Origin of the sequence: Salmonella sp. 32031103-2018-00083-FB-01-SM-01, assembly GCF_017571995.1 — a bacterium.
GTDB classification, from domain to species: Bacteria; Pseudomonadota; Gammaproteobacteria; order Enterobacterales; family Enterobacteriaceae; genus Salmonella; species Salmonella enterica.
Window position 1 is genome coordinate 2,244 of record NZ_JAGEQL010000015.1, and the last position, 3,819, is coordinate 6,062.

General features: G+C 68.7%; 6 protein-coding genes. All 6 read right to left on the minus strand.

All coding sequences use genetic code 11. The features are described from left to right. A partial coding sequence (locus tag J4614_RS22230; RefSeq protein ID WP_243760086.1) for a heme lyase CcmF/NrfE family subunit occupies positions 1 to 1,075 on the minus strand: 1,075 nt, incomplete at its 3' end. After that, positions 1,072 to 1,551: a cytochrome c maturation protein CcmE gene (gene ccmE, locus J4614_RS21790; RefSeq protein WP_001053598.1), complete on the minus strand. Its 480-nt coding sequence runs from the start codon at positions 1,549 to 1,551 to the stop codon at positions 1,072 to 1,074. The genes ccmE and J4614_RS22230, both read right to left, overlap by 4 nt. After that, positions 1,548 to 1,760: a heme exporter protein CcmD gene (ccmD, locus tag J4614_RS21795; RefSeq protein WP_000074110.1), complete on the minus strand. Its 213-nt coding sequence runs from the start codon at positions 1,758 to 1,760 to the stop codon at positions 1,548 to 1,550. Before ccmD ends, ccmE begins: the two co-directional genes overlap by 4 nt. Next, positions 1,757 to 2,494 carry a heme ABC transporter permease gene (locus J4614_RS21800; protein WP_000266007.1) on the minus strand — a complete coding sequence of 246 codons (738 nt, stop codon included), beginning with the start codon at positions 2,492 to 2,494 and terminating at the stop codon, positions 1,757 to 1,759. Before J4614_RS21800 ends, ccmD begins: the two co-directional genes overlap by 4 nt. A gap of 51 nt (positions 2,495 to 2,545) precedes the next feature. Next, positions 2,546 to 3,205 (minus strand): heme exporter protein CcmB, encoded by a 660-nt coding sequence (gene ccmB / locus J4614_RS21805; protein ID WP_000990033.1) that lies wholly within the window; start codon positions 3,203 to 3,205, stop codon positions 2,546 to 2,548. Further along, the coding region (ccmA, locus tag J4614_RS21810) for a cytochrome c biogenesis heme-transporting ATPase CcmA (protein ID WP_000888532.1) at positions 3,202 to 3,819 on the minus strand (618 nt) is incomplete at its 5' end. The genes ccmB and ccmA, both read right to left, overlap by 4 nt.

Sequence of the window (3,819 nt, forward strand, 5' to 3'; positions counted from 1 at the left end):
GCAGGACATTATTGCCGAGCAGCAGCGACTCGCGCGACCACAGCGTGTTGTTCACCCGCGAACGCACCCTGTGCCCGCGCACGGCGAACAGCAGCAGCGAGCCGCCGGTGACCAGCACCATAAAGGCGAGGATAAACATCCCGCGTGCCGGGTCGGAGGCGAAGGCGTGCACCGACACCAGCACCCCGGAGCGCACCAGGAAGGTGCCCAGCAGGCACAGCGAGAAGGCGCAGATGGACAGCAGCAGCGTCCACGCCTTGAAGCCGGCGCGCTGTTCCGTGACCGCCAGCGAGTGCAGCAGGGCGGTGCCCGCCAGCCACGGCATAAAGGAGGCGTTCTCCACCGGGTCCCAGAACCACCAGCCGCCCCAGCCCAGCTCGTAGTAGGCCCACGCCGAGCCGAGCACGATGCCCAGCGTCAGGAACACCCACGCCGCCAGCGTCCACGGGCGGGCAAAACGGGTGAACGCGCTGTCCAGACGCCCGCTCAGCAGCGCGGCGATGGCGAAGGCGAAGGCCACCGAGAAGCCGACATAGCCCATGTACAGCAGCGGCGGGTGGAAAATCAGCCCCGGGTCCTGCAGCAGCGGGTTCAGGTCGCGCCCCTCCACCGGAAAGGCCGGCAGCGTGCGGGCGAACGGGCTGGAAGTGAACAGGATGAACGCCAGAAAACCGGCGCAGACCATCCCCATCACCGCCAGCACCCGGGCGACGATATCCGCCGGCACCTGCCGGCTGAACACCGCCACCGCCAGGGTCCAGCCGCTCATCAGCAGCACCCACAGCAGCAGCGAGCCCTCGTGCGCTCCCCAGGTGGCGGCCACCCGGTACCACACCGGCAGCTGCGTGTTCGAGTTGCCGGCGACATAGGCCACGGTGAAGTCGTTAACCACAAAGGCGTGCACCAGCACGAAAAACGCGCCCGCCACGCAGATAAACAGCAGCCAGGCGAACACCCCGGCCGACGCCATCATCCGCGCGTCGCCGCGCGCCACGCCCCACAGCGGGTAAACGGACAGCAGCAGCGCCACGCCGAGCGCCAGGCACAGCAGCGCGTGGCCGTATTCAGGCATCATGATGAGGTGTCCTTATCAGCGCGTTGCGGGCGGCGGTGGTTTTCCTGCATTGCCTTTTCCACTTCCGGCGGGGTGTAGTTCTCGTCATGCTTGGCCAGCACCTCGTGCGCCAGGACGTGGTTGCCCTTCTCCAGGGTGCCCTGCACCACCACCCCCTGCCCCTCGCGGAACAGGTCCGGCAGTATCCCCTCATAGCTCACCGTCACCGACCCCTCGGCGTCGTAGAGGCTGAAGTTCACCTTCAGCGAGTCCGGGTCGCGCCTGACGCTGCCGGGCATCACCATCCCGCCGACGCGCAGGCGCTGGCCCGCCGCCGGCAGCTGCTGCGTCTCGCGCTTGCCGTAGAGGATTTCGCCGGGGGTATAGAACAGGTCGATATTCGCGCGCAGCGCGTACAGGACCAGGGCGGTGGTCAGCCCCAGGCCCGCCAGCACCGCGCAGACCACCCGTAACCGGTTTTTACGTCGCAGGTTCACGCCGCCTCCTGTTGCGCCTGTGCGGCACGCATCCGCGCCTCGCGCGCCCGCTGCTGCGCCACGCCGCGCAGAATGGCCCGGCGCTGCAGCACCGTGTGCAGCGCCAGCAGCGCCAGCGGCGCCACGGTCATCGCCACCGCCAGCCAGACAAAAAAGGCGTACCCGCCCATGGCGAAAAAATCGCTCCACGATGAAAATGCCGGACTCACCGGTGCCCCCTTTTCAGTATCAGTTCGCTCACCCACGGGCGGCGTTTTTCCATCAGTAAAATCAGGTTGCGCATCCGCATCAGCGCCAGCGTCATAAAGAGCAGCAGGTAGCCGGCGATGGCCCAGCGCAGCGGCGAGCGCATCGCCGGGTCGATACTCTGCTGCATCTGCGTCGAGCCCTGGTGCAGGGTGTTCCACCACTCGACGGAATAGTGGATAACCGGCAGGTTCACCACGCCGACCAGCACCAGAATGCCCGCCGCGCGCCCGGCCATTTTACGGTCGTCAAAGGCGTGCCACAGGGCGATGACCCCGGCGTAGAGAAACAGCAGCACCAGCTCCGAGGTCAGGCGCGCGTCCCACACCCACCAGGTGCCCCACATCGGTTTGCCCCACGCCGCGCCGGTGGCCAGCGCGATGAAGGTGTACACCGCCCCCACCGGCGCCATCGCCGCGACGGCAAGGCTGGCCATTTTCATCTGCCAGACCAGCCCGGTAAACGCCGCCACCGCCATCGCCGCATAGATACCCATTGACCAGATGGCCGCCGGGACATGCAGGTACATAATGCGGTAGCCCTCCCCCTGCTGGTAGTCCGCCGGGGCGAAACCAAAGCCCCGGACCCAGCCGGTGGCCAGCACGATGATGCCGGCCGCCGCCAGCCACGGCACGAGCCTGCCGCAAATCTGATACAGCCGGGGCGGCGCCGCCAGCTGATGAAGGGTTTTCCACATAGTCGTCACCTGACCTCCTGAAACCAGTAAAATGTCCGTCGCGCCGGGGCGCTACTGCACGCTGAGGCGCAGCGCCGCCGCGGTGGCGAACGGGCTTAACGTCGCGCTGCCCGCCAGCAGCGCCCCCAGCACCGCCAGATAGCCGTCAGCGGGTAAATGCATCGATGCCGCGTCCATCGCCGCAGCGGCGAAAATCAGCACCGGAACACTCAGCGGCAGCACCAGAATGCCCAGCAGGACGCCGCCGCGCCGCAGGCCGGCCGTCAGCCCGACGCCCGGCGCGGCGAGAAACCCCAGCGCCGGCGTGCCGAGCAGCAGCGTCAGCGCCATGATTTTCCAGCCGTACACGTCCATCCCCAGCAGCAGCGCCACCAGCGGGGAGAGCATAATCAGCGGCAGGCCGGTCACCGCCCAGTGGGCCAGCACCTTCGCCAGCACCACCGCCGGCAGCGGCACCGGCAGCAGCATCAGCTGCTCCAGGCTGCCGTCCTGCAGGTCGTCGCGAAACAGCCGCTCCAGCGCCAGCAGCGAGGCCAGCAGCGCCGCCACCTGGATGATGCCCGGCGCGATACGCGCCAGCAGCTGCGGCTGCGGCCCGACGCTTAACGGAAACAGGGTGATGACCATCAGGAAGAACCACAGCGGGCCGGCGATGTCCGCGCCGTGGCGGAACGCCACGCGCAGTTCGAGACAGAAGACACGCCACATCACAGCCCAGCCTCCCCGCCGGTCAGCGCCAGGCGGCGGACGGTGTCCGCGGCCCCCGGCAACGGCTGGTGGGTGGTGAGAATGACCATCCCGCCCTGCGCCGTGTGCGCCGCCATCCGCCGGGTGAGGCGCGCCACGCCGTTAACGTCAATGGCGGTGAACGGCTCGTCGAGCACCCACAGCGCGGCGCGGGTCAGCCACAGGCGGGCCAGCGCCACCCGGCGCTGCTGCCCGGCCGAGAGCCGGGCGACCGGCACGTCCTCAAATCCCGCCAGCCCGGCCTGCGCCAGCGCCTCCGGGAGACGCGCGCCGTCGCCGGGGTGGAAGAAGTGCAGGTTCTCCCGCGCCGTCAGGCGGGTTTTTATCCCCGGCTGGTGCCCTATCCACAGCAGGCCGGAATGGAAGCTGTCGCGCACGCGGCGCAGGGGCTCGCCCTGCCAGTACACCTCCCCGCCGTCCGGGCGCGCCAGCCCGGTCAGCAGGCGCAGCAGGGTGGTTTTTCCGGCGCCGTTGCCGCCGGTGACCTGCACCCACTCCCCGGCGTCCACGGTGAACGACAGCCCGCGAAACAGCGTCCTCTCGTCCCGCTCGCAGTACAGATCTCTGGCTTCAAGCAT

Coding starts and splice junctions, on each gene's coding strand:
- J4614_RS21800 (WP_000266007.1), bottom strand. CDS start 2,494: ATGTGGAAAACCCTTCATCAGCTGGCGGCGCCGCCCCGGCTGTATCAG.